The 24,651-nt window shown below is 72.8% G+C and carries 21 protein-coding genes and 1 pseudogene; 9 read left to right on the top strand and 13 right to left on the bottom strand.

Annotation, left to right across the window (positions count from 1 at the left end; all coding sequences use genetic code 11):
• The 10 genes from ACQ5SO_RS13470 to ACQ5SO_RS13425 form a co-directional block, all read right to left on the bottom strand.
• A partial coding sequence (locus ACQ5SO_RS13470; RefSeq protein WP_430942131.1) for a hypothetical protein occupies positions 1 to 1,311 on the bottom strand: 1,311 nt, incomplete at its 3' end.
• Entirely contained in the window at positions 1,308 to 2,111 is an 804-nt protein-coding gene (locus ACQ5SO_RS13465) for a hypothetical protein (protein WP_430942130.1), read from the bottom strand. The genes ACQ5SO_RS13470 and ACQ5SO_RS13465, both read right to left, overlap by 4 nt.
• 133 nt (positions 2,112 to 2,244) lie before the next feature.
• Positions 2,245 to 3,306 carry a DUF1513 domain-containing protein gene (locus tag ACQ5SO_RS13460; protein ID WP_430942129.1) on the bottom strand — a complete coding sequence of 354 codons (1,062 nt, stop codon included), beginning with the start codon at positions 3,304 to 3,306 and terminating at the stop codon, positions 2,245 to 2,247.
• Between the two features lie 37 nt (positions 3,307 to 3,343).
• Positions 3,344 to 4,423, bottom strand: a complete 1,080-nt coding sequence (locus tag ACQ5SO_RS13455) for an imelysin family protein (RefSeq protein WP_430942128.1) — start codon at positions 4,421 to 4,423, stop codon at positions 3,344 to 3,346.
• Complete coding sequence (locus ACQ5SO_RS13450) at positions 4,423 to 5,985, bottom strand: di-heme oxidoredictase family protein (protein WP_430942127.1); 1,563 nt, start codon at positions 5,983 to 5,985, stop codon at positions 4,423 to 4,425. Before ACQ5SO_RS13450 ends, ACQ5SO_RS13455 begins: the two co-directional genes overlap by 1 nt.
• A 2-nt stretch (positions 5,986 to 5,987) precedes the next feature.
• Entirely contained in the window at positions 5,988 to 6,473 is a 486-nt protein-coding gene (gene bfr, locus ACQ5SO_RS13445) for a bacterioferritin (protein ID WP_430942126.1), read from the bottom strand.
• 113 nt (positions 6,474 to 6,586) lie between these two features.
• Entirely contained in the window at positions 6,587 to 6,829 is a 243-nt protein-coding gene (locus ACQ5SO_RS13440) for a (2Fe-2S)-binding protein (protein ID WP_430942125.1), read from the bottom strand.
• A 208-nt stretch (positions 6,830 to 7,037) separates the two neighbouring features.
• Positions 7,038 to 8,312: an imelysin family protein gene (locus ACQ5SO_RS13435; protein ID WP_430942124.1), complete on the bottom strand. Its 1,275-nt coding sequence runs from the start codon at positions 8,310 to 8,312 to the stop codon at positions 7,038 to 7,040.
• A 113-nt stretch (positions 8,313 to 8,425) separates the two neighbouring features.
• Positions 8,426 to 8,968 (bottom strand): hypothetical protein, encoded by a 543-nt coding sequence (locus ACQ5SO_RS13430; RefSeq protein ID WP_430942123.1) that lies wholly within the window; start codon positions 8,966 to 8,968, stop codon positions 8,426 to 8,428.
• A gap of 291 nt (positions 8,969 to 9,259) precedes the next feature.
• Positions 9,260 to 10,075 carry a DODA-type extradiol aromatic ring-opening family dioxygenase gene (locus ACQ5SO_RS13425; RefSeq protein WP_430942122.1) on the bottom strand — a complete coding sequence of 272 codons (816 nt, stop codon included), beginning with the start codon at positions 10,073 to 10,075 and terminating at the stop codon, positions 9,260 to 9,262.
• Between the two features lie 229 nt (positions 10,076 to 10,304).
• Between ACQ5SO_RS13425 and pqqA the strand changes: the two genes are divergently transcribed.
• The 6 genes from pqqA to ACQ5SO_RS13395 are packed head-to-tail and all read left to right on the top strand — an operon-like array spanning position 10,305 to position 14,095.
• Positions 10,305 to 10,397 carry a pyrroloquinoline quinone precursor peptide PqqA gene (gene pqqA / locus ACQ5SO_RS13420; RefSeq protein ID WP_430942121.1) on the top strand — a complete coding sequence of 31 codons (93 nt, stop codon included), beginning with the start codon at positions 10,305 to 10,307 and terminating at the stop codon, positions 10,395 to 10,397.
• A 43-nt stretch (positions 10,398 to 10,440) separates the two neighbouring features.
• Positions 10,441 to 11,322, top strand: coding sequence for a pyrroloquinoline quinone biosynthesis protein PqqB (gene pqqB, locus ACQ5SO_RS13415; protein ID WP_430942120.1), 882 nt, complete (start codon positions 10,441 to 10,443; stop codon positions 11,320 to 11,322).
• On the top strand, positions 11,319 to 12,098 hold the full coding sequence (gene pqqC / locus ACQ5SO_RS13410) for a pyrroloquinoline-quinone synthase PqqC (RefSeq protein ID WP_430942119.1): 780 nt from the start codon (positions 11,319 to 11,321) through the stop codon (positions 12,096 to 12,098). Before pqqB ends, pqqC begins: the two co-directional genes overlap by 4 nt.
• 20 nt (positions 12,099 to 12,118) lie before the next feature.
• Positions 12,119 to 12,421: a pyrroloquinoline quinone biosynthesis peptide chaperone PqqD gene (pqqD, locus tag ACQ5SO_RS13405; protein WP_430942118.1), complete on the top strand. Its 303-nt coding sequence runs from the start codon at positions 12,119 to 12,121 to the stop codon at positions 12,419 to 12,421.
• Positions 12,418 to 13,536 carry a pyrroloquinoline quinone biosynthesis protein PqqE gene (pqqE, locus tag ACQ5SO_RS13400; RefSeq protein WP_430942117.1) on the top strand — a complete coding sequence of 373 codons (1,119 nt, stop codon included), beginning with the start codon at positions 12,418 to 12,420 and terminating at the stop codon, positions 13,534 to 13,536. Before pqqD ends, pqqE begins: the two co-directional genes overlap by 4 nt.
• A gap of 4 nt (positions 13,537 to 13,540) precedes the next feature.
• The gene (locus tag ACQ5SO_RS13395) at positions 13,541 to 14,095 is read left to right on the top strand and encodes a hypothetical protein (protein ID WP_430942116.1); all 555 of its coding nucleotides are present in this window, start codon (positions 13,541 to 13,543) and stop codon (positions 14,093 to 14,095) included.
• A 106-nt stretch (positions 14,096 to 14,201) separates the two neighbouring features.
• Here ACQ5SO_RS13395 and ACQ5SO_RS13390 read toward each other — a convergent pair whose 3' ends face one another.
• Positions 14,202 to 15,188, bottom strand: coding sequence for a serine hydrolase domain-containing protein (locus ACQ5SO_RS13390; RefSeq protein WP_430942115.1), 987 nt, complete (start codon positions 15,186 to 15,188; stop codon positions 14,202 to 14,204).
• A 358-nt stretch (positions 15,189 to 15,546) separates the two neighbouring features.
• The gene (locus tag ACQ5SO_RS13385) at positions 15,547 to 19,149 is read right to left on the bottom strand and encodes a DUF2126 domain-containing protein (protein ID WP_430942114.1); all 3,603 of its coding nucleotides are present in this window, start codon (positions 19,147 to 19,149) and stop codon (positions 15,547 to 15,549) included.
• A 142-nt stretch (positions 19,150 to 19,291) separates the two neighbouring features.
• Here ACQ5SO_RS13385 and ACQ5SO_RS13380 point away from each other — a divergent pair, with 142 nt between their 5' ends.
• The 3 genes and pseudogenes from ACQ5SO_RS13380 to ACQ5SO_RS13370 form a co-directional block, all read left to right on the top strand.
• The gene (locus ACQ5SO_RS13380; RefSeq protein WP_430942113.1) at positions 19,292 to 20,683 is read left to right on the top strand and encodes a circularly permuted type 2 ATP-grasp protein; all 1,392 of its coding nucleotides are present in this window, start codon (positions 19,292 to 19,294) and stop codon (positions 20,681 to 20,683) included.
• A gap of 33 nt (positions 20,684 to 20,716) precedes the next feature.
• The gene (locus tag ACQ5SO_RS13375; protein ID WP_430942112.1) at positions 20,717 to 21,823 is read left to right on the top strand and encodes an alpha-E domain-containing protein; all 1,107 of its coding nucleotides are present in this window, start codon (positions 20,717 to 20,719) and stop codon (positions 21,821 to 21,823) included.
• A pseudogene (locus ACQ5SO_RS13370) lies at positions 21,820 to 22,524 on the top strand (peptidase); the annotation flags it as partial. The gene ACQ5SO_RS13375 and the pseudogene ACQ5SO_RS13370, both read left to right, overlap by 4 nt.
• A 917-nt stretch (positions 22,525 to 23,441) precedes the next feature.
• Here the strand turns inward: ACQ5SO_RS13370 and ACQ5SO_RS13365 are convergent.
• Entirely contained in the window at positions 23,442 to 24,650 is a 1,209-nt protein-coding gene (locus ACQ5SO_RS13365; RefSeq protein ID WP_430942111.1) for a flagellar basal body P-ring protein FlgI, read from the bottom strand.
• Position 24,651 lies beyond the last annotated feature (1 nt).

The following is a 24,651-nucleotide window of genomic DNA, read 5'->3' as shown; positions in this document are numbered from 1 at the left end:
GGGGGGGGGGGGGGGGGGGGGGGGGGGGGGGGGGGGGGGCGGGGGGGGGGGGTGGGGGGGGGGGGGGTGGGTGGGGGGGGGGGGGGGGGGTGGGGGCCCCCCCCCCCCCCCGGCGCCCATCTCCGCGCCCAGCCGCGCCTGCGCGAGGGCCAGCACCTGCCCGCGCACGAAATCCGCCGCCATCGGCGCGTCATTGCCCGACAGGCGCAGGATGCGGGCCTGCGCCTCGACCGCGGCGCCCCGCGACCGGCCCACGCCCGCCGCCGCCACGCGCCGCGCCGGGCCGAAGCGCCGCGCCCCGCGCCAGCCCAGCAGCGCGATCACCACCAGGATCGCCGCCCAGACATGGGCCAGCGGCGGGCGCAGCAGCCGCAGCAGCGCCGAGGGATCGCGCTCGGCCGGCTCGTCCCCGGCATCCGCCGACAGGGTGGTGCCGGGCAGCGGGTCGACATAGACCATGCCGTCCCGCCCCTCGCGCAGGCGGCGGACCAGCGCCAGCGCCTCCTCGGCGTTATCGCCGAGCGCCAGCCCGTGATTGTTCATCAGGTCGGGATCCGAGAGGTAATAGACCTCCGGGCCGGTCCCCGTCGCGCAGATCGCGCCCAGCACCCCGTCCCCGAAGCGCAGGTCGGCGCGGCAGCCGCGCGGCAGCGCGCCTGCCCGGAAGGTCTGCGGGTGGTAGAGCGTGATCGCCCCGCCCCCCGGTCCCGGCGCGGCCCGGAAGCCCGGCGCCTCCTCCACCGAAAGCCGCGCGCCCGACAGTTCGGGCAGCCTGGCCGTCAGCCGCTGCGCCCGCTCGGCCCCGCCGGGCCCGGCGAAGACCAGCTGGCTGCGATGCGCCACGCCGGGCTTGACCATGCCGCCGCCCCACTTGGGCAGCATCACCAGCGTGGGAACCAGCGCCAGCTTCTCTTCGAACGTCCACCTCGGTTGGCCGCGCAGCGCCGTGCGCTCGGGCCAGGGGGTGTCGGAGTTCTCCGGCGCATAGCTGTCGAGCGCCGGATCCCAGAGCGGGGTCACCTGCAGCGCCACGCCCGCCGGGTCCACCTTGCGCGAGGCGCGCGCCCGCGTCGCGGGGATGTCATGGCGCGCCAGCCAGGGGGCGAGCCCGTCCACCCCGATGGCGGAAGTGTCGAGCTCCACCGGCGGGCGCCAGACGGCCCAGAGCAGCGCCGCCATCACCGCCAGCGCGGCCACGGGCACGATCCAGCCATGCCCGCCCGGCTTCGCGCCCGCCCCGGATGCGCCGGTCCCGGAGGCGCCCGCCCCGGATGCGCCCGGCGTCCCGCCTGGTGTCGCCGCGCCGCTCATCGCCGCCCCTCCGCCTGCGCGAGGACCGAGCGCCCCGCCTCCAGCGCCGCGCCGAAGCCCGCGTCATCCACCTTGCGGCCGCCGTAATGCGCCAGCTCGGCCGCGCGCAGAAGCGCCTCGAGCGGCGGGCGCGCGGGCCAGTCGGCGGGGATCTTGGCCAGCGCCTCGCGTTCCGTATCCGCGCGGGCGAAGCGCAGGTCCATCGCCCCGGCGGCGGCGATCAGCGCGTGGCGCAGCAGGATCGCCAGCGCCGCGCCCCGGTCCGCCATGGCCGAAAGGCGGGCCAGCAGCGCCTCCGCCTCCGACAGGTCCGCCGCCTCGGCCGCCCAGGCGTCCGGCGCGGCGGCCTCGCGCGCGGCGCGGCGGCCCTGCGCGGGCTCGCGCGCCAGCAGCGCGCCGCCGCCGGCGAATTTCAGCAGCAGGACCAGGATCAGCGCGACGATCCCCACCCCGATCAACGCCCCGACATTGGGCGAGACCGAGAGCAGCGGCTCGCGCCGCTCGGCCTTCGGCGGCGGCTTGCGCTCGGGCCCCGCGAGGTCGCCCTCCAGCCCGTCGGCATAGACCGGCTCGGCCCGCATCCGCGCGCCGGGGCCCGAGAGATAGGCGCGCCCGGTCTCGGAGCGGGGCGGTTCGGCGCGTTCGGTGATGGTGTAGCCGTCCTGCCCCGCGGCGTCCTGCGCCGGGGCGGAGAGGGGAAGGACGAGAAGCGGTCCCAGCGCCAGCGCGGCCGCGGCGGCGCGCCTTGCGGGGAACCGGCCCGGGGGCCGTGCCGAAACGTCGGCGAAGGGGTCGGTCATGTCTGCGCCGCTCCGCCGAAGGTTTGGGCCGTGGCCCCAATAGAAGCGCTCGCCCCGCCCGTTTCAAGGGGCGAGGCGTGGCTGCAGTACTTGTGGAATTGTTCGCGCCCCCGCCGCGGGTCCGGGCCGCGGGTCAGACGACGGCGAGGTGGTTGTCCCAGGCCAGCGCGTGGCCCCGCGCCGCGCCGGTCCCGCCCGGGAAGGCGATGCGCCCGGCGCCGCTGCTGGTCATGAAGCCGGGGCCGCGCCCCGGCGCCACGCCGCAGACGTCGGGGTCCAGCACCGCCTCCTGGAACGCGCCGTCCGCGGCGGCGAAGACATGCATCCGCCCGCCGCGGGGCGAGGTCACCGCCACCCGCGTCCCGTCGCCGGAAAACGCGACCGAGCCGCCATAGCCCTGCATCGCGAGATGCTCCGCCCCCGGCGCGGCGCAGAGCCGCGCCTCGCTTTCGCCCGCCGGAACCAGCCCCAGCAGCGGCGCGTCCCGCCGTTCGTCCTGGCGCTGCATGGCGAAGGCCACCAGCCCGTCGCCGCGGACCGAGAGGTGGCGGATCGAGCTGAGCCGCATCTCCTCAGCCAGCGCCAGGGCGCCGGTGATCCCGCCCCCCGGCGACAGCCAGGCCAGGTTCGGTTCCATGAAGGGGATGTTGAGCTTGGCCCGCCCGCTGTCGGGATGGGTCATGATCCCGCCATTGGCCACCGCGAACCCGCCCGAGGGCAGGCGCAGGATCTCGTGCGGGCCGACCCCGCCCGAGGGGAGCTCGTCCACCCGTTTCCCGTCCTGCCAGATGCCGATCCGCCCCTCGCCCGCCTCGTAGTCGTTCTCGGGGGTCAGGAGCGTCGCGCCGTCAGCGGTGAAGGCGCCGTGGCCGTAGAAATGCCGTCCCGCGGGGGCGTCGAGGCGCTGCACCACCTCGCCGGTCAAACAGTCGATCACCAGCGCGAAGGAGCCCGGGCGGCGGGCGAAGGCCACCGCGAGGGGCTTTCGCGGGTGGGCGGCGGCGGCATGGCCGCGGCCGGGCAGGGGGAGCGAGAACAGCGACTCGCCCGCCGCCGACAGCCCGTGCAGCCGGTAGGCGCCGCTCGCATCCCGCCCCGCGGCCAGCACCGCGGGCGCGCCTGCCGCGGCCCAGCCGAGGCGCGGCGCGATGGCGGAGGAGAGGGCGGCGACGAGGAACCCGCGTCTTGTGGTCATGGGAATGTCCCTTCTGTGACGAGGGGGGCCGCGCCCCTCAGTCCCCGTCCAGCGCGTTGAACCCGGCCGAGACGCCGAGGCCCTTGCCGATCTCCTCCGCCGCCGCGGCGCGGGCGTCCTCGACCGCGGTTTGCAGGGCCTCGAGGCGGAAGCGCCCCATCGGCTCGGTCACCTTGGCGAAGGAAGGGTCGTTCAGCTCCGCCGCCGCCTTGCGGGCGCGGGCGAAGGCGGAGGCGGTGCGCGGGGCGCCGCCCAGCGGGCCGGAGAGCGCGGCGTGCAGCTCGTCCAGCGCGGCCAGCGCCGCCTCGACGTTATGCTGCGCCCGCCCCGAGCGATGCGCCTCGGCCCGCATCGGGCGGGGGCGGTCGAGCGTGCCGAGGGGGCGGCCCAGCCGCACGTCGGCGATGAACTGGAGGCCCGCGTCGAGCGCCTTGTAAAGCTCGCGCGCGGCGTCCTCGGCCGCCGGGTAATCGCCGCCGTCATGGGCGATCAGCATCGGGCCTCGGGTCGCGCGCCAGGCGGCGTCCAGCTCGGCCGCGATGCGGGCGATGTCGGCGGCCTGGGCGCGGACCAGGGCGCAGGCGCGCTCGGGGGGCGCGGCGGAGACGTCCTTGTCGAACATCAGCCGCTCCATCGCGTAGAAGCCGCGCCCGGCGATCGAGCTTTCGGCGAAGGCCGCGGGATCAGCCAGCGGGTCGGCCCCCTCCGGCGCCTTCAGCAGCTTGCCCAGCGTGCGCGGGGTGAAGCCCTTGGCGTCGGGCCAAAAGGCGAGGGCGAAGGCCCGGTGCCCGGCCTCGGTCGGGCCGAAACGCAGGTGAGACACGGCCAGCCAGGCGTCGAACGCCGCCCCCCAGGCGGCGCGCAGGGCGGGGGCGTCCGGGGCGCAATCCGCCCGCGCCGCGGCGTCCAGCGCGGCGGCGGCCTCGGCGAAGCGGGCGAAGCCGGGCAGGGCGTGGCGGTCCACCGCGGCGCGGATCGCGGCGTCGCGGGCCTCCTGCCGCTGCTGCACGGCGGCGGGCGCGGGGGCGGGGGCGTCTGCGGCGGCGAAGGCGGGCGCCCCGGCCAGCAGCATCAGCGCGGCGAGGGCGGCGGCGGGGCGGCGGGCGTTTGCGTACATCACAGCGACTCCAGGAAGGCGATCAGGGCGGCGCGGTCCTCGGGATCCGCTTCGGCGACCGCGTCGCGGGCGGCCTCGGCCTCTCCGCCATGCCACAGCACGGCCTCGAGCAGCGACCGCGCCCGCCCGTCATGCAGGAAATAGCTGTGGCCCGAGACCTGCTCGGTCAAACCGATGCCCCAGAGCGGCGGCGTGCGCCATTCGCGCCCGTTCGCGCGACCCTCGGGGCGGCCGTCGGCCAGGCCCGGGCCCATGTCGTGCAGCAGAAGGTCCGTGTACGGCCAGATCAGCTGGAAGCTCTGCTCGGGCCGGTCTTCGAGCCGCGCGGTGACGTGCTTGGGGGTGTGGCAGGCGGCGCAGGCGAAGGCATGGAACAGCGCCTTGCCGCGCAGCACCTGGCTGTCCGCCGCGTTCCGGCGGGCCGGGACGGCGAGGTTGCGCGAATAGAAGGTCACGAGGTCCAGCCCCTCGGCGTCCACCTCGAGCCCGCCCCCGACGCCGCCCGGATCGCCGCCATGGGGGGCGGTGCGGCAATCGGCCTGCGCCTCGGTGCACTCGCCCCAGCCGCCGGGGTGGAGGGGGTTGGAGATGCCGATATCCCCGGTGAAAGCGTCCGCCGATTGCTGGCGCACGGTCGGCGCGCCGGCCTTCAGCCCGAAGCGGCCCAGCATCGGGACGCCGTATTCGCTGCTGATCGCCACCTGCACGCGGCCCGAGATGCCGTCGCCATCGGCGTCCTCGGGGTCGGCGCGGGCGATGATCTCGGCCGCCGGGATGGCTTCGAGCAGCCCGAGCCCCAGCATCTGCGGCGCCACGCGCGGCGACAGCATCGCGTCTTCGGCGAGGGGACCGTAGCCCAGGTCCTCGGCCCGCCAGTCGGGGCGGCGCAGGGTCGCCGTCTCGCCGCCGCCGAGCGTCACCTCTTCCTCGGTCCAGCTCACGGCCAGCCGGTATTCGGGGGCATGGCCGGGCAGGGCGAAATCCTGCATCTGGCGGCCATAGACCGGCTCGGGCGCGTCGGCGATCCAGCCCTCGATTTCTTCGGCCAGCGTGTCATCCGAGGCCGCGGGGACCGAGACGCGCAGGAAGATCGACACCGCCGAATCCTCGGGCCCCTCGGGCGGATGCCCGCGCCCGTCCTTCAGGTGGCACCGCTGGCAGGCGCGCGCGTTATAGAGCGGCCCCAGCCCGTCCGACGCCTTGGTCGAGGACGGCGAGGACACCCAGATCTTGCGGAACAGCCCGTTGCCGACCTTGAAGCGCAGCTCATCCTCGAACGCCAGGTTGGCCGAGGGCTGGGAGAACGCGTCGCGATTGGCGCGCGCGCGCACGGTCGCGGCCCCGCCGGAGTTTTCCTCGAACGGCTCGGGGGCGCTGAAATCTTCGGGGGCGGCGGTCACGGCGGCGATCCGCGCCGCCTCTGCCGCGTCGCGCGGGATGGCGGAGAGGTGCAGGTCCTGCGCGACGGTCTGGGGAAGGGACGCGGGCCCGGCGAGGGCCGGAAGGGACTGCGCCCCGGCCAGGACGGCCAGGGCGCAGATCGAACGCGTAGCGGGGCGCATGGTCACTCGGCCTCGTCCATCTTGGACGCGTTGAGCAGCGCGTAGTTCTGCCCGCCGAGCCGCCCGTAGAGGTCCAGCTGGGTCTCGAGGAAGTCGATATGGCCTTCCTCGTCGGCCAGGAGCTCGTCGAAGAGCTGCTTGGACACGTGGTCCCCGACCTCGTGGCAGTATTCGCGCGCTTCCTTGTAGAGGGCGCGGGCCTCCTGCTCGGCCGCGAGGTCCGCTTCCAGCGTCTCCTTCGGGTCCTGGCCGATCCGCAGCGGGTCGAGCTTCTGCAGGTTCGGATGCCCTTCGAGGAACAGGATGCGCTGGATCAGCCGGTCGGCGTGGTGCATCTCCTCGATGCTTTCCTCGCGGCTCTTCTTCGCCATCGCGCCGAGGCCCCAGTCTTCCTGCAGGCGGTAATGCAGCCAGTACTGGCTGACCGCCGTCAGTTCGCTGCGCAGGGCGCGGTTGAGATACTCGATGACCTTTTCGTCGCCTTTCATCGGGCGGGTCCTTTCGTCTGGCTGCCGCGCCGCCGCCTGAACGGCGCGCCGGCGGGTGGCTGGGGCCCCCGGCTTGCGGGGGCGGGAGTTAACAGATGGTTTAAAAGCGGCGCTCAGCCAGCCGCCGCCTTCGCCTTGCGGCGCAGGTTCCGCAGCTCGGCCGGAACCGGGTGGTTCGGGTTCGCCCGCATGGTCTTCACGAACAGCTTCATGCAGTCGCCGCAATCGGCCTTGCGGCCCAGCGCGCGGTAGATCTTGCCGGGGGTGATGACGCAGTCCGGGTCCGACTGGCGCATCCAGTCGATCGCGGCGTTGATCTGCGCGTCGGTGGTTCCGGTGCAGGAGCAGACGATCATGCGGGGCAAGCCTTTCTGGCGCTGGGCTGGAGAGGGAGGGGCCCCGCCCCCGCCGCGCCCAGGGGAGAGCGCGCGGCGGGGGCGGGGCTGCGCCCGGGCGGGCGCAAGGGACGAAGCCCGCCCGGGATCGGCCCGCCCGGCCCTCCGCGCCAGGGGGGGAAGCGCGCGGCGGCCGGGGGGCGATGGGATCAGCGACGCCGGGGGCGGGTCACTGGAACACGGCCGAGGGGCTGTCGAGGCTGTCGGAGCCTTCCACCGTGAGCCCGCCCGCGGCGCCCAGCGCCTCGGCGATCTTCTCGATGGTCCCGGTCTGGTCGATCAGCGCGTTCACCGCGCCCATCACCAGCGCCTCGCCGCGCGCGTTCCCGGCGGCCAGCATCCGGTCATAGGCGTAGCCCGCCTCGGCCGCGGTGCGGATGTCGCCCAGCGCCAGCATGGTCGTCGCCAGCTTCGCCTGCATCTCGGCGTCCAGCGCGGGGTCCGCGGCGGCGGCGAGGTCCGACAGCGACGGGCCTTCCGTCACCGTGCCGTCCACGCCCACGTAACGGCCCAGGTACACGTTCCGGATGCCGAGCCCGTCGTAGTAGTGGCTGTTATGGGTGTTGTCCGAGAAGCAGTCATGCTCCTCCTCCGGGTCGTTGAGCATCAGCCCGAGGCGCATCCGCTCGCCCGCCTGCTCGCCATAGGACAGCGAGCCCATGCCGGTCAGCATGGCCGAGATCGCGGCGTCCGGGTCGGCCAGCAGCGCGGCGCGGGCGGCGCCCTCCGCGGTCCACTGCCCGGCCATCCAGCCGAGGTCCGAGATCAGCAGCTCCACCGCGGCGCGCAGGTAGTCGGCGCGGCGGTCGCAATGGCCGCCGGTGCAGGCCTCGCCCGCCGCGTAGTCCGTCCAGGGCCGCTCGCCGGCGCCCGGGCCGGTTCCGTTGAGGTCCTGGCCCCAGAGCAGGAACTCCACGGCGTGGTAGCCGGTGGCCACGTTCGCCTCGATCCCGTCGGCCTCGTGCAGCGTCTCGGCCAGCAGGGTCGGGGTGATCTCGGAGGCGTCGATGGACTGGCCCGACAGGGTGAAGTCCGGCGTCGCGATCACGTTCAGGGCGCGCAGCGCGTTCTCGTCCGAGGCGCCGCCATAGCCGCCGTCCACGTAGTCGATCAGGCCTTCATCCAGCGGCCAGGCGTTCACCTTCCCCTCCCAGTCGTCGACGATCGGGTTGCCGAAGCGGAAGGCCTCGGTCTGCTGATAGGGCACGCGGGCGGCGATCCAGGCGGCGCGGGCGGCGGTCAGCCCCTCGGGGGAGGGCGCGGCGAGGAAGGCTTCGACGGCCTCCTGCAGGGTCTTCGCGGTCGCGAGGCTGTCGCCATAGGCGGCGGCGGCGATGTCGGCATAGGCCGCGGCCACGGCGGCGCGGTCCGGGGCCTCGGCCAGCGCGGGGGCGGCGAAGGCGGCGGGCAGGGCGGCGAGGGCGAAAAGGCGGGGCGTCGGCATGGGCGCGGCGGCTCCTGTCAGTCTGGGCTGGGGCGCCGCGATCCTCGCGGCCGCTCCCTGGCGGTTGGGTCTTGCGGCGCGCCGGGGGAGCGGCGCGCCGGGGTGGGAAACCTTCAGTGCACCCGGCGCGGGACCGGGCGGCGGGGGGCTTCGGCGCGGCGGCGCGGCTCGGGCGCGGCGCGCAGCGCGAGGCGGCGCAGGGCCACGGCCAGCTCCTCGGCCACCGCCAGCGCCAGCGGCGCCATCTCGGCCCGGATCAGCAGGCTGGCCATCAGCATCGCCTCCTCCCGCTCGCCCTCGGCGGCGCGGGACAGGAAGGCGGCCACGACCGCCTCGTCCGAGCCGACGCAGGAGCAGGACTTCGAATGGCGCATCAGCGGGCGGCGGCCATGGGCGCCGAGCAGCGCGCAGAGCCGGTCGAGCGCCTGCACCGCCGCGGCCCCGTGCCCGAGGCCGAGCAGGGCGGCGAAATCGGCGGTGGCGCGGGCGCGCCCGGCCTCGCCGTCATGCCAGAGGCGGAAATACATCACCGCCGCGGTCTCGAGCGGCGAGAGCTCTTCCATCCGGCTCACCGGGGCGGCGCCGCGCGGGGGGCGGGCGGCGGACTCGGCGGCGTTCGCGTCGAACGGATCGGGGGGGAAGGCGCCGTCAGGCATGGTGCGGACCTCGTCAGCCATTGGGGGGATGGGCGATCTGGTCTGGCTGTCCCCCCTCCGGCCTGGGCCGGATCGGGGCTTGGCTTGACGGGGCTATTTCTGACTGAAACGCTCGGATACGTCAATCCGATAATTTTTGTCGGGATTGCCGCGCCGCCGCTTCGCGCGCCCGCGGAGACGCGCGGGGCGGGCGGGGAAGCGTGGCGCGGCGGTCAGGGCGGTCCCCCGAACGCAAACCGCCCGCGCCGGGGGAAACCGGCGCGGGCGGCGTGGCGCCGGGGCGGGGCGGGCTCAGGCGGCCTGCAGCGCCTCGGGCGAATCGAAGGCATAGGCGTCCATGGCGATCACGCCATAGTTGGTCGAGGCATGGATCCGCTTGCCCGCGGCCCCCTCGCCCCCCGCGCCCATGGCGACATAGAGCGGCAGGATGTGGTCGTCCGAGGGGTGATTCCACCGCCCCCCTTCCAGCCCGTCGGGCCCGGCGAGCACCGCGTCCCAGTCCCCGCCCTCGAGCGCCCGGCCGAGCGCGTCGGCGAAGCCGCGGGCCTCGTCCCGCTCATCCTCGATCCGCGGGCGGGACATCATGAAGGCGCGCAGGTTATGCGTCGCGGCGCCTGAGCCGATGATCAGCACGCCCTCGTCCCGCAGCGGCGCCAGCGCGCGGCCATAGGCGTAGTGCCAGGCGGCGCTCTGCCCATGCACGACGGAGAGGGACGCGACGGGGATCGTCGCGCCGGGGTCCATCAGCTTGAGCGGCGTCCACACCCCGTGGTCATAGCCGCGGGCGGGATTCTCGCGCACCGATCCGCCCGCCTCGCGCAGCAGCTCGGCGGCGCGGCGGGCCACGTCGGGGGCGCCGGGGGCCTTGTGGGTCATCTGGTAGAGCGCGGGCGGGAAGCCGCCGAAATCATAGATCGTCTCGGGCGTCTCGGCGGTCGACACCTCCGGGCTCATCGTCTCGTAATGCGCCGAGACCACGAGAATCGCCTTCGGCCGCTCGGGCAGGGCGTCCAGCAGCCCGCGCAGGAAGGTCGAGGCGGGGCGGTCCTCGAGCGGCAGCGTCGGCGCGCCGTGGGACACGAACAGGGCGGGAAGGGCATGGGTCATGGGCTTGGTCCTCCTTTACGGAACCACGCCCCCAAGGTCGGGTCTGGGCGGCCGTTGCGCAATGGGCCGCGCGCCGTCGCGGCGGGCAAGGATCGTCCTCCATGTGGAAACAATGACCCTTAGACCTTCGTCGCGCTTGCCCGGACGCCTCGCCTCCCCGAAGCTGCACATCAGACCGGGGCGCCGCCTCGCGTCCCTGACCTGCGACCATATCTGGGAGGATAGAGCTATGGCCTGGACCGCGCCGACGATCGAAGAATTCGCCTGCGGCATGGAGATCAACATGTACTTCCCCGCCGAGGGCGAAGACGACCTGTTCTGATCTTCCGGCAGGCTGACAGCCGGCCCCACGGGAGTCCCGCGCGATGAAGATCATCGTCCTGGGCGCCGCCGCGGGCGGCGGCCTGCCGCAATGGAACTGCGGGTGCCCCAACTGCGTCGCTGCGCGGTTGGGGCGCCTGCCCTCGCTCAGCCAGTCCTCGATCGCCGTTTCGGCGAACGGGGAAGACTGGGCGATTCTCAATGCATCCCCGGACATTCGCGCCCAGATGCAGGCGACGCCGGCGCTTCACCCCACGGGGCCGCGCGTGTCGCCCCTCAAGGCCGTGCTGGTGACCAATGGCGACATCGACCATGTCGCGGGCCTGTTCACCCTGCGCGAACGCCAGCCCTTCACCCTGTTCGCCACCGCCGGGATCCACGAGGTCCTCGCCGCCAACCCGATGATGACCGCCGTCGCCCCCGACGTGGTCCCGCGCGCCCCCGTCGCGCTGGGCGTTCCGTTCGAGATCGTCGCGGGCGTGGAGGCGGAGCTGTTCGCGGTGCCCGGCAAGGTGCCCCTCTACCAGGAGGGGGAGGTGGTCGACACCCAGCTTGAGGGCGAGAACACCGTCGGCGTGCGCCTCTCTGCCAACGGCAAGACCGCCTTCTACATCCCCGGCTGCGCCGCGCTGACCCCGGCGCTGGCCGAGCGAATCCGCGGCGCCGCGCTGGTGATGTATGACGGCACCCTCTTCGAAGATGACGAGATGATCCGCATGGGCCTTGGCGTCAAGACCGGCGCCCGGATGGGTCACATGTCGATGACCGCCAGCCTCTCGGCCTTCGAGGGCCTCGGCGTCGCGCGGCGCGTCTTCGTCCACATGAACAACTCGAACCCCGCCCTCGACCCGGACTCGGAGGCCCGCCGCGTGGTGGAGGCCGCCGGCTGGACCGTGGCCCAGGACGGGATGGAGATCACGCCATGAGCCTCGACGACGCCATGAGCGGGGGCCGCCCCGCCCCCCGCGCCCCCCAGTCCCGCGAGGCGTTCGAGGCGCGGCTGCGCGCCATCGGGGCCGAGCGGTACCACGACCTGCACCCGTTCCACGACCAGCTCCATGGCGGCGGCTGCACCCCCGACCAGGTGCGCGCCTGGGTGCTGAACCGCTGGCAGTACCAGGCGACGATCCCGATGAAGGACGCCGCCTTCATGTCCCGCGTCGAGGACCCATCCCTGCGCCGCGCCTGGCGCTCGCGGATCGAGGATCATGACGGCACGGACGAGAACCCGGGCGGCATCGTGCGCTGGCTGAAGCTGGCCGAGGCGGTGGGGCTGGACCCGGATTACGTGGCGTCGGGGCAGGGCGTGCTTCCGGCGGTGCGCTTCGCCTGCGACGCCTACCTGCATTTCGTGCGCGAGAAGCCGCTGCTCGAGGCCGTCGCCTCCTCGCTGACCGAGCTCTTCGCCCCCAAGATCCATGCCAACCGGATCGAGGGGATGCTCCAGCACTACGATTTCGCGAACGACGTCTCGATGTCCTATTTCAAGAAGCGGCTGACCGAGGCGCCGAAGGACGTCGCCTTCGGCCTCGACTGGGTGCTGACCCATGCGGACACGGCTGAAAAGCAGGACGCGGCGGCTGCGGCGCTGGAGTTCAAGACCAACATGCTGTGGGCCCAGCTCGACGCGATCGAGCACGCCTATGTCACCCCCGCCCGCATCCCGCCGGGCGCCTGGCGGCCGGGCGAGGGGATGCTGTGAACGCGCCGGCTTCCGCTCCCGTGTCTGGGACCGCCCCGCCCCCCGTCATCGACGCCGCCGCCCGTCCCGCCCTGCTGCGCGGCGTTCGGGTGCACCGGGACGAGGTCCGGGGCGTCTGGGCGCTGCTGGCGCCGGAACGGGTGCTCAAGCTCGACCCCATCGCCGCCGCCGTGCTGTCCGAGATCGACGGCGAGCGGACTTTCGGCGAGGTCGTGCAGGCGCTGGCCGACAAGTACGACGCCCCGGCGGAGCGCATCGCCGCCGACGCCTCGCGCCTGATCCTGACGCTGGCCGACCGCGTGATGGCGGAGGTGCGGGCATGAACGTCGCCGCCCCCACCCCCGAGGCGGATCGCGTGATCCCCGCGCAGCCGCCCATGGCGATGCTGGCCGAGCTGACCCATCGCTGCCCGCTCTCCTGCCCCTATTGCTCGAACCCGCTGGAGCTGGCGAAGAAGGACGCGGAGCTGACGGCCGACCAATGGGCCGACATCTTCCGCCAGGCCGCCGCGCTGGGCGTGCTGCAGCTCCATCTCTCGGGCGGGGAGCCCGCGTCCCGGCGGGACCTCGAGGAGATCCTCAAGGCCGCGGTCGATGCGGGGCTGTACACCAACCTCATCACCTCGGGGATCGGCCTGACGCCGAAGCGGCTGGCGCGGCTGGCGGAGATCGGGCTCGACCACGTGCAGCTCTCGGTGCAGGGCGTCGAGGCGGCGGATGCGGATGAGATCGGCGGCTACAAGGGCGGTTTCGCCCGCAAGATGGCGGTGGCCGAGGAGATCGCGCGGCTCGGCCTGCCGCTGACGCTGAACGCGGTGATGCACGCGAAGAACCTCGACCGGCTGGAAGAGACGGTGGCGCTGGCCGAACGGCTCGGCGCGCGGCGGCTGGAAGTGGCCTGCGTGCAGGTCCATGGCTGGGCGCTTCGAAACGTCGCGCAGCTTCTGCCGAGCCGCGAGCAGGCCATCGCCGCGCGCGACATCGTGCGGGCCGCGCGGATGCGCCTGAAGGGCCGCATGGTGATCGACTTCGTGCCGCCCGACTACCTGTCCGAGTTCCCCAAGGCCTGCATGGGCGGCTGGGGCTCCACGGGTCTCAACGTGGCGCCGGACGGAAAGGTGCTGCCCTGCCATGCCGCCGAGACGATCCCGGGCCTTCGGTTCGAGAACGCGGCCGAGACGCCGCTGAAATGGATCTGGGAACGCTCGGCGGCCTTCAACGCCTATCGCGGCGACGACTGGATGCAGGAGCCGTGCAGCAGTTGCGAGCGCAAGGCGCAGGACCATGGCGGCTGCCGCTGCCAGGCGATGGCGCTGGCCGGGGATGCGGCGGCGACGGATCCGGTCTGCTCGAAATCCCCCCACAAGGGCGCGGTGCTGGAGATGGCCCGCAAGGGCGATCCGGCGGCCCCGCTGGTGTACCGCGAGGCGGCGGGCTGAGGGCATGGACCCGGCGCGGCGTGCGGCCCTCGGGGCGAAGCGTGCGGCGGCGGGGCAGGCGCGGGAGGCGGCGCGGGATGCGCAGGCGCTGCGCCTGCCCGTCTTCCTGTCCGAGGCGCTGGGCCCGGCGGTCCGCCCGATCCCGCCTGCCGAGGTGCGCGCCCTGTGGCAGGCGCTCGGCGACCGGGCGGGGTTCGGCACGCATGGCCTGTGCTTCGTCCCACCCGAGGCGCCCGGCGCGCTGGTGCAGAGGGACGGGGAAAGCCGCGCGGCCTTCCTGGCCCGCATCGCGCCGCTGGTCGCCGGGGAGCCGCCCTGCGCGGTGATCGAGGACCTGCGCGACGCGGGCCTGCGCTGCGCCCCCGAAACCGCGCTTGGGGAATTCGACACGCTCTGGCGGGAGCTCCCGGGCCACATCGCGATCATCGGCGCCGGGATGCGCTGGGCGCTGCTGGTTCGCGGGACCCTGCCGGTGGAATTCGTGCGCCTCGACCCGCCCGCCGCGGGTGCGGGTGCTCAGGGGGGCGAGGCCCCCCATTCGCGCCCGCAAGGCGGCTGACGCCGCCCGCGCGCCGCCTGAAGCCGGGCGCCCGGCGGCGGGGTTGGAGGGGGGAGCGCGAGGGGGGAGGAAGGGGCCGGCGAGGCCCCTTCCTCCCCCCTCGCATTCACCGCGCCGCCGCGGCCTCCAGCGCCGGCCCGAGGAACTCCATGCTGACCTTCACCGGCAGCCGCCAGGCGTCGAAATCGTTGTAGAGCCCGGCGAAGACCACCATCACCAGCCCCATCCCGGGGTTCACCGAGAACCGCTGCCCGCCATTGCCGAACCCCGCCACCCAGGCGCCGCCGCCCGCGGGCATGTACCAGTGCAGCCCGTAGGACAGCTCGCCCAGCGGCACGTGGGGGTGGAAGCTCTCCTCCAGCCAGGACGCGGGCACGACCTGCGCCCCGTCCCACGCGCCGCCCGCCAGGATCATCTCTCCGATCCGGGCCAGCCCGCGCGCCGTCAGCCGCAGCCCCGAGGCGGCGGCGGGCGTGCCGTCCGGGCCCTCGGCCCATTCCCACCGGGTGATCCCCAGCGGTTCCAGCAACTTCGCCGCCGCGTAGTCGGGCAGCTTCATCCCCGATCCGCGCTCGATCAGCCCGCCCAGCAGCGCCGTCGCCCCGCCCGAATAGGTCCAGCGCCCGCCGGGCGCCTCGATCACGTCGCGCGACAGGACATAGGCCAGCGGATCGGGCGACAGCACCATCGCGATCTCGGAATTGCGCGGGTCGGTATAGGGCAGGCTCTCGTCCCAGTCCGTGCCCATGGTCATGGTCAGCGCGTGCCGCACCAGGATCCCGGCGCGGCGCGGATCGGCCTCGAGCAGCGCCTCGTGCCCCGGGAACCCGGCGTAGAGGGGCGCGTCGAGGCCGGGCACGATCCCCTCCTCCAGCGCGATGCCGTAGAGCAGCCCGGTGATCGACTTGCTGACCGAGCGCAGGTCATGGAGCGTGTCCGGCCCGTGCGCCACCACCCCCAGGTCCCGGCCCCAGGCCTCGTCGGCGCCGTCGAAATAGGCCTCGGCGAAGACCGCGCCGTCCTTCAGGACCAGCACCGCGTGCAGGCCCTCCAGCTCTCCGGCCGCCTGCGCGGCGCGCAGCGCTTCCTCCATACCGTTCTCCCCCGCGGGCGCGCGCAGCGGCGCGCCCAGAGCCAGACCCGCAGCAAGCGCGGCGATGAAAAGCGTCTTCAACACGTGGCTGTCCCCCTCGGCGTCGCCCGGCGAAATGCGCCGGGGCGAGGCCGCGGCGCCCGGCGGGCGCGCAAGGGCGGCCGCGGGCGCGGTCCCACATCCGCCGCCCGCCGGGCCGGGGACGGCCCCGTCCCGGCCCGGGCCCCTGCGAGCGCCCGACCGGGATCCGGATCGCCCGGCCCCCTGCAACCATAAGGCCCGCGCGGGCCCCGAGTCGCAAGGGGCCGCCCGGATCCCCTCCGGGCGGCCCCCTCTCTCATCCGCGGCGCGCCCCGCCTCAGAACGGGATCTTGCGCATGTCCAGCGTCGCCGCCCCGACCGGGTGCGACCAGGGCGAGCGCATGTTGATCCAGCCCGGGGTGTGCGCCATCGGGTCGAACCGCGCCAGCAGCCGGCCCTCGGCCTCGAGCGCATTCACCGGCCGCGTCTCGGGCGCCCTTCCGCCGGGGTGGTAGGTGCGGTAGGTGCAGCCGCCGAGGGAGCGCCCGTTCTCCCGGTCCACGATGTCGAAGACCAGCGGCGCGTGCGGCGGGATCGTCGGGTGCAGGCAGCTCGGCGGCTGCCAGGCGCGGAAGCGCACCCCGGCGATCCAGTTCGACCCGCCCGCATGGGTCAGCGGCACCTCGATCCCGTTCACGGTCAGCGCCGCGCCCGGGGGCAGGTCCTGGTCGATCTTCACCTGCACCCGCTCGACCGAGCTGTCGACATAGCGCACCGTGCCGCTCGAGGATCCCTCCTCGCCCAGCACCAGCCACGGCTCCAGCGCGGTGCGCAGCTCGATCTCCACGCCCTCCACGCTGGCGCGGCCCGCAAGCGGGAAGCGGAACTCGTGCTGCGCGGCGAACCAGGCCGGGTCGAAATGCACCCCCAGCGCGGTCGAAAGCTCGGACAGCACGTTGCAGAAATCCTGCCAGCAGAAATGCGGCAGCAGGAACTTGTCATGCAGCTCCGGGCCCCAGCGCTTGAGGGGCAGCCCGCAGGGCTCCTCCCAGAACCAGGTCAGCAGCGCGCGGATGATCAGCGCCTGCGCCGAGGACATGCGCGGATGCGGCGGCATCTCGAAGGCGCGGAACTCCACCAGCCCCAGCCGGCCCGCGGGCCCGTCCGGGGAGAACATCTTGTCGATGCAGATTTCGGTCCGGTGGGTGTTGCCGGTCACGTCGCACAGAAGGTTGCGGAACAGCCGGTCCACCAGCCAGGGCGGCGTGTAGGCCCCCCGCGGCGGCATCTGGTTGAGCGCGATCTCCAGCTCCTCCACCAGGTCGGCGCGGCTCTCGTCCGTGCGCGGGGCCTGGGAGGTCGGGCCGATGAACAGCCCGTTGAAGAAGTAGGAGAGCGACGGGTGGTTGTTCCAGTACCGGATGATGCTGGCGAGCATGTCCGGGCGGTTGAGGAACGGCGACTGGTCCGGCGTGGCGCCGCCCACGACGATGTGGTTGCCGCCGCCCGAGCCCGTCGGCTTGCCGTCGAGCTGGAAGGACGACGCGTCGAGCCCGAGCTGCCGCGCCTCCTCGTACACCGCCTCGGTGATGCGGACATGTTCATCCCAGGAATGGGACGGGTGGATGTTGATCTCGATGACGCCGGGATCCGGGGTGACCATGATCTTGTTCATCCGCCAGTCCGAGGGCGGGGGATAGCCCTCGACATGCACCGGCATGCCCAGTTCCTCCGCCGTCTCCTCGATGGCGTTCAGCAGGTCGGCGTATTCGGCGCCCGAGCCGGTCGGGGGCAGGAACACGCAGAGCGCGCCGTCCCGCGGCTCCACCGTCAGGGCGGTGCGCACGGCCGGGGCGGTCAGGAAGCTTCCCATCGGCACGCCGACGGTGGGGATCTGGGCGCCCTTCCTGACGCGGATGGTCTGCGCCTCGCCATGCTCGTCGATGACGTCGATCTCGTCATACTCGACCGCGCCCGGCTCGGCGCCCGCCGCCATCACGTCCTCGATGGACATGTCGAGCGGGATCCAGCCCGGCGTCCCGTTGGCGCCGTAGCCCCAGACATAGCCGAAGGGCGAATCGCCGGCCGGGCCCGCGACGTAATCGGCGCCCTCGGGGCCGGTCGCGGCGGCCTCTTCCCAGACCTCCTTGCCGCCCTTGATCACCTTGCGGCGCACGCGGCGCTGCATCCGGCGCGGGGTGGGCATGTCGTCGGACATGTCGAACGGGTCGCGCTGGGTCTGCACCTGGCGCTCGTCCTCGGGCAGCCAGGTCAGCGAGCCGAGCGGCAGGCGGAAGCCCGCGGGGCTGTCGCCCGGGACCAGCATCAGCTTGCCGCGGCGGGTGGCCCATTTCTCACTCCACCAGCGGAAGCGGCGCCGGGGCCGCTTGCGGATCCGCCCGTCCGAGGCCTGCGCCAGCTGGATCGGCAGCACGTAGGCGCTGGGCGTGGTCAGCCCGCGGCCGAACACCTTCGCCAGGCGCGCGCGCTCCTCCGGCTCCTCGAGCTTGCTGTCCTCGGGGTCGACATTGAGCGGCAGCTGGCTTTCGCGCAGCACGAAGGCGGCGCCGTCCTCCCAGGCGGGCTGGCCGGCGTCGGAGGGCAGGTCGAGATTCTCGCACAGCCGCTCCATGAACCGGCGCGCGTCGTCTGCGGGCGGCGGCGGGGCGCCTTCCTCGGGGACCGAGGCGATCAGGTCCGGGTTGGACCACATCGGGATCCCGTCCGTGCGCCAGTAGAGCGAGAACGCCCAGCGCGGCAGCTGCTCCCCGGGGTACCACTTGCCCTGGCCGTAATGCAGCATCCCGTCGGGGGCGAAGTGGTCGCGGAACTTGCGGATCAGCCGGTCGGCATAGGAGCGCTTGGTCGGCCCCACCGCGTCGGTGGTCCATTCCGGCGCGTCGCGGTCATAGGCCGAGACGAAGGTCGGCTCGCCGCCCATGGTCAGGTTCAGCCCCGACTGCCGCATCCGCGCGTCGATGGCCTTGCCCGCCGAATCGATGCTGCGCCACTGCATGTCGGTCAGCGGCTTGGTCACCCGCGGCGGCTCGCGCAGGCGGGTCACCTCCATGAAGTGACCGAAGTGAAGCTCCTCGGGCTCCAGCTTCTCATGCGCGCCCGACACCGGGGCCGCGGTGCGCGGCTCGGGCGTGCAGGCGAGCGGGATGTGCCCCTCGCCCGCGAACAGGCCCGAGGTGGGGTCGAGGCCGATCCACCCGGCGCCGGGCATGTAGACCTCGGTCCAGGCGTGCAGGTCGGTGAAATCCTCGGTCGGACCGGCCGCGCCGCCGTCGATGGGCGCGAGGTCGGCGGTCAGCTGGATCAGGTAGCCGGACACGAAGCGCGCGGCGTAGCCGTAGTGGCGCAGCATGTTGACCAGCAGCCAGCCCGAGTCGCGGCAGGACCCGGTGGCCTTGACCAGCGTCTCCTCGGGCGTCTGCACGCCCGGTTCCATGCGGATGTTGTAGCCGATGGCGCGCTCGACATACTGGTTGATCGCCACCAGCCAGTCGATGGCGCTGCCGCCCGGCTGCGGCGCGTCCTTCACGAACTGGGTGAAGCGCGGCGTCATCTGCGGCTTGCGCAGGTAGGGCGCGAGGTCGTGCAGGTCGTCCTCGGCGTATTTCGCCGGAAGCTCCTGCCAGTCCTCCTCCAGGAAGAAGTCGAACGGGTTGATCGCGTCCATCCGCGCGATCAGGTCCACCGTGATCTCGAGGTGGTCGACCTTCTCGGGGAACACCAGCCGCGCCATCCAGTTCGAGAACGGATCCTGCTGCCAGTTGATGAAGTGATCGTCGCCCACGTCGATGTTGAGAGAGTAGCTCTCGATCGGCGTTCGGGCGTGCGGCGCCGGGCGCAGCCGCACGATATGCGGCCATAGCTTGATGTGGCGGTCGTAGCGGTAGGTCGTCCTGTGCGTCAGCGCGACGGAAATGGCCATGCCCTTGCGTCTCCTTCGATGCGGCGGCGTTCACCATAGCCCACGTATCGCGGCGCCGCAAAACAAGGCGCCATGACGCAGGTGCGAATATCTATGGCGCCCGCCGGGCCGTGTTGCTAGCGTCAACGACATGTGGAACGAGATGGGCACATTGAGCGCGCCGCGGCCCGAGTATCGGGAGGTCGCGCGCTGGATCGAGGAACACGGGATCGAGGCGCTTACGGCTCGTCGAGCCGAGGCCGAGGCCCTGTTCCGACGGGTTGGCATCACATTCGCCGTCTATGGCGAGGGGGGGGATCCCGACAGGTTGATTCCCTTCGACCTCATCCCCCGCGTCTTCGGCGCGGCGGAATGGGACGTGATCGAGAAGGGATCTATTCAACGCGCGAAGGCGCTGAACGCCTTCCTTGTCGACATCTACAACGACGCGGCCATCGTCGCCGACGGGAAGATCCCCGGCGACCTGGTCTTCCATAACGAGGCGTTCCTGCCCGCGATGAAGGGCGTGCGCCCGCCGGGCGACGTGTTCAGCCACATCATCGGCGTCGACCTGGTGCGCACCGGGCCGGACGAGCTGTTCGTGCTCGAGGACAACTGCCGCACCCCCTCGGGCGTCTCCTACGTGCTCGAGAACCGCGAGGCGATGACCCGGCTGTTCCCGGACATGTTCGCCTCGGGGCTGATCCGGCCGGTGGACACCTATGCCGACATGCTCGCCGACGCGATGGCCGAGGTGGCCCCGCCCCTCTGCGACGACGAACCCACGCTGGCGATCCTGACGCCGGGGCATTTCAACTCGGCCTATTACGAACATTCCTTCCTCGCCGACCAGATGGGCATCTTCCTGGTGGAGGGGCAGGACCTCTTCGTCGACAAGGGCCGGGTCTGGACCCGCACCATCGACGGGCCGCAGCGGATCGACGTGATCTACCGGCGCATCGACGACGAATTCCTCGACCCCAAGGCCTTCAACCCCGACAGCGTCCTGGGCGTGCCGGGGATCATGGAGGTCTACAAGAACGGCGGCGTGACCATCGTCAACGCCCCGGGCGCGGGCGTCGCGGACGACAAGGCGGTCTACCTCCACGTCCCGGACATGGTGGAATACTATCTCGGCGAAAAGCCGATCCTGCCGAACGTTCCGACCTGGAAATGCGGCGAGCCGGACGACTGCAAGCACGTGCTCGCCAATCTCGGCGACCTCGTGGTGAAAGAGGTCCACGGCTCGGGCGGCTACGGGATGCTGGTGGGCCCGCGCTCCACCGACGCCGAGATCGCCGCCTATGCCGAGCGGATCAAGAACAACCCGGCCGGGTTCATCGCCCAGCCGACCCTCAACCTCTCCACCGCCCCGACGCTGACCGATGACGGCATCAAGGGCCGCCATGTCGACCTGCGCCCCTTCGTCATCACCGGCAAGGAGACGCAGCTGATCCCCGGCGGCCTGACCCGCGTCGCGCTGCGCGAAGGCTCGCTCGTGGTCAATTCCAGCCAGGGCGGCGGGGTCAAGGACACCTGGGTGCTGACCCGCTGAGGGTCGCCCCGCGAAAGAGAGAGGAGGCCGCACATGCCGATGCTCAGCCGCACCGCCGAGGGCCTGTTCTGGATGTCCCGCTATGTCGAGCGGGCCGAGAACGTGGCCCGCCTGCTCGATGCCGGACGCCGCATGAACACCCTGCCGAGCCCGGGGGGCGAGGCGACCCATGAATGGACCTCGGTGGTCATCGCCGCCGGGTGCTCGGACACCTATCCGCGCCCGCTGAACCAGGCGGACGAGGCGTCGGTGGCCCATCACCTGATCTTCGACCGGGACAACCCGTCCTCGATCCGGTCCTGTTTCGAGATGGCCCGGTCCAACGCCCGCGCCATGCGCACCGCGATCACCGCCGACATGTGGGACGCGGCGAACGAGGCCTGGTCCTCGATGCGCGCGCGGTCCCCGGCCGTGGTGGCGGGGGGCGGGCTGGCCCCGTTCCTCGACTGGACCAAGGCGCAGGCCCAGCGGTTCCGCGGCGCCGCCGACGACACCATGCTGCGCGACGCGGGCCACCATTTCGTCCGCCTCGGGCAGTATATCGAGCGGGCCGACGCCACGGCGCGGATGCTGGACGTGAAATACCACGTGCTGCTGCCGCGCGGGGCGGAGGTCGGCGGCGCGCTCGACCACGTGCAATGGGTGCAGATCCTGCGCGCGGCCAATTCCCAGCGCGCGTTCCGCCATGTCTACCGCCAGCGGGCGCGGCCGGACCTGGTGGCCGATTTCCTGATCCTCAACCGCGCCTCGCCGCGGTCGATGGCGCATTCCTACAAGATGCTGGTCCGGCATCTCGACGGGATGGGCGAGGATGACGGGCGCACGCGCGCCAGCCTCGAGGAAGCGGCGGCGACGCTGACCCGCCTGAAGGCGATGAAGATCGAGGAAGTGTTCGAGATCGGCCTGCACGAATTCCTGACCGAGTTCATCGAGGGCAACCACCGGCTCGCGGTGGCCATCGCCGACGATCACGGCTTCGGCCCGAATTCGGCCCGGGCCGCCCGACCGGCGGCGCGCGTCCGGGCCGCGGGGCTCCGGTTTCGTCCCCCGGCCCGGTTCGGGCCGCCTTCCACGCCCCGGGCGCATCTGCTAGGGGAGGCGGGCCTTCCCGAAACCAACCCAGGTTGGACTGACCGATGACCTATTGCGTGGCCCTGAAGCTGGACGAGGGGCTCGTCTGCCTCTCCGACACCCGCACCAATGCGGGCCTCGACAACATTTCCAAGTATCGCAAGATGCACACCTGGAGCGTCCCGGGGGACCGGGTCATCGTGATGATGACCGCCGGCAACCTCGCCGTGACCCAGGCCGTGGTCAGCTCGATCCAGGAGGCGATCGACGCGGACAAGGAAGGGATCGAGACGATCTACACCGCCCCGACCATGTTCCGGGTGGCCGAGGTGGTCGGGACCGAGATGCGCAACGTGTGGAACACGCACAGCCAGATGCTGGGTTCGGCCGCCGATGCGACGATCATCCTGGCCGGCCAGCGCGCCGGGGGGCCGCTGCGGCTGTTCATGGTCTACTCGGCGGGCAATTTCATCGAGTGCTCCGAAGACCATCCCTTCCTGCAGATCGGCGAGCACAAGTACGGCAAGCCGATCCTGGACCGGGTGATCCGCCCCGAGACGCGGCTGAACGACGGGGTGACGGCGGCGCTGCTGTCGATGGATTCGACGCTGCGGTCGAACCTGTCGGTGGGGATGCCGCTGGACCTGGCGGTGATCCGCAGGGACGCGTTCGTGTTCGATCCGCTGGTGCGGATCGAGGAGGACGACGAGTCGTTCCGGGAGCTGAGCGGGGCCTGGTCGAACGCGCTCCGCGACAGCTTCGTGAAGATGAGCGGGATTTCCCCTGCGGCCTGGCGGGCGGAGGAGCACGAGCAGACGCTTCTGCCGCTGGGCGATTACGTGGCCCCGCCCTCGGAGTCCCCGGCCCAGATGGAGAGCGGCCAGCGCTTCGACGACGCGCCGGTCTTCGTGGACCCGGACGATCTTCCCCCGCCGTCGGCCCCCGCGGGCGGGGACGTTCCCCGGGGCTGATCGGGGCAGGCGCTGGCCCTGGCCTGGTCTGGCCTGAACTGATCTCGCCTGGCCTCGGCTGGGCGGGAGCGGGCCGGGGAGGCTTTGAGCCTTTCGCCGGCCCTCCGCGTCCAGTGCGGGCTGCGCGGGGCGGTGCGATGCGGCCTCCGCGCGTCGGGCCGCACCTGGCCTCCGCGCCGCCTGTCGGTGCGTTCCCCCTTAGATACGTCTAGATACGTCTCCGGTCTGCCCGGCGCTTGTCGCGCGGCGCCGGACCGCGCCGGGAACATGGACCGCCCGGCGCTGCGCCCGGGGCAGGTCGCCACGCCACGCCACACCTCTCCTGTGCGGCGCGGTGCGCCGGCCTCGGGGCTGGACCCGGCTCCCCCGACGCCCGGGGCCGCGCCTCTGCCAGGGCATGATGATGGGCGCCGCGCCGCTTGTTGAGCGGGGCGCTTGGCGGGCGCGACCGGGCCTGCGGGAGAGGCAGGGCCGTGCAGGGCGGTTGCGCCACCCGGCCCAGCTTCGGCGCCGGCGGCCCCCGCCGTTTCGCGCGGCTCGCGGGAACACGGGGCAGGGCAGGCGTGCGGCTTGAAACTGCGTCGCCGCCCAAGGCGGGATGCTCGGCCAATACGGCGCGGCTCCGGGAGGGGCGTGGGCAGGACCTGGCCGGCGAGCCTGCGGCGGCGGCGCTTGTCGGTCTGTCGCGCCGTCGCCCAGGGTGGCCGGCGCAGCCCTCAGCGGATCACGAAGTCGGTGTGGATCAGGCCCGAGGCCTTGATCGTCTGCAGGATGTCCATGATCTCCAGCGCGCTGAGGCCGATGGCGCTCAGCCCCTCGACGACGTCCTGGACCGTCGCCTCCTCCTCGGGGCGCAGGGTGGCGGTCGGCCCTTGCTGGATGTCGACATTGTCGATCGGCAGCACCACCGTCTCGCCCTCGGCGAAGGGGTTGGGCTGTGCGGCGACGAACTGGCGCTCTGCGTTTATCTTGATGCCGCCGTGGGTGATGCTCATGTCCGGCAGCGGAATGGCGCCGCCGACCACGATGGTTCCGGCGCTCTGGTCCATCACGATCACCGCGCGGCTGTCGGGGCGGACCTGCACCCGCTCGACCCGCGCGACCAGCTCGGTCAGGGACATGCCGGCGCGCTGGGCGCGCAGCTCGATCGTGCGGGAGTCCACGGCCCTTGCGGCGACGCCCAGCCCCGCGCGCTCGATCGCCTCGGCGGCGGCCATGGCGGTGGTGAAGTCCGGGTTGCGCAGCGACAGGGTCATCTTGTCGAGCGTCTCGAACCCGAAGGCGACCTCCCGCTCCACCGAGGCGCCGCCGGGAATGTCGCCCACCGTCGGCACGCCGATGCGCTGCGCGGCGTTCTCGGTCTCGGCCGCGATGCCGCCGGCCACGATGGGGCCCTGCGCCACGGCGTAGATCTGCCCGTCGGCGGCGTTCAGCGGGGTCATGATCAGCGTCCCGCCATGAAGCGAGCTCGCATCCCCGATGGCCGAAACCGCCACGTCGATGCGCCCGCCCGCCCGTGAGAAGGGCGGCAGGTTGGCCGTCACCAGCACGGCGGCGATGTTCTTGGGACGGAAATTCTCTCCCGTCACGTTGACCCCGAGGCGTTCGAGCAGGTTGGACAGCGCCTCCTCCGTGAAGGGGCTGTTGCGAAGCGAATCGCCCGTGCCCGCCAGCCCGACCACCAGGCCGTAGCCGACCAGGTCGTTGCCGCGCACGCCCTCGAAGGTCGCGAGATCCTTGAGGCGCACCGGCGGCCCGGCGCCGAAATCCATGAAGCCGCGCGGCGCGGCCTGTCCGAAGCGTGCGCCGGCCTGACCGGGGCGGGCGCCGTCCTGCATGCCCTCTTCCGCCGCGGCGACATCTGCATGGGCGGGCAGGGCGATGCTCAGGACAAGGGCCGCCAAGGCGGCGAGGAGGCGGTGCATG

The organism is Rhodovulum sp. DZ06 (assembly GCF_050586345.1).
Taxonomy (GTDB): domain Bacteria; phylum Pseudomonadota; class Alphaproteobacteria; order Rhodobacterales; family Rhodobacteraceae; genus JBOCEF01.
This window is presented reverse-complemented; position numbering and strand designations above follow the sequence as displayed.